This is a genomic window from Cupriavidus sp. SIMBA_020 (assembly GCF_046535395.1).
Lineage (GTDB): Bacteria > Pseudomonadota > Gammaproteobacteria > Burkholderiales > Burkholderiaceae > Cupriavidus > Cupriavidus campinensis.
This window is the reverse complement of the sequence record NZ_JAWRWU010000230.1, coordinates 1-330: the sequence shown is the minus strand read 5'-3', so window position 1 is coordinate 330 and position 330 is coordinate 1. Positions and strand designations below refer to the sequence as shown.

The 330-nt window shown below is 69.4% G+C and carries 1 protein-coding gene; it reads right to left on the bottom strand.

The window, feature by feature from the left end; genetic code table 11:
• Positions 1 to 330, bottom strand: a 330-nt coding sequence (locus SB751_RS28960; RefSeq protein WP_410748904.1) for a YbjN domain-containing protein, incomplete at both ends; no start/stop codon positions are given.

Here is a 330-nt window from a genome sequence, read left to right as displayed (position 1 = left end):
GCACGGGCCGCCGCTTCCTGCTCGGCGAGCGTCGGACGGTCGCGCAGATGCAGCAGGAATTCCTGGATCAGCCGGTCCCACAGCTCGACCGTCGAGCGCAGATGGCGCTCGGACACGCCGCCCGCGACCACCACGTCCATCTCGAGCGCGAGAAACGCGCCGTGGCTCGCGAGACGCGCGAAGCGCTTGGTCCTGTTCCAGTTCGCCACCAGTTCGGCCGGCAACTCGCCTTGCACCTGCAACACGCAGGACAGCGTGTAGTCGAGGTAGACGATCCGCGCGGCGTCGATGGCCGGCGGCACGCCTACGGCCGGATTGCCGAAGCGCACC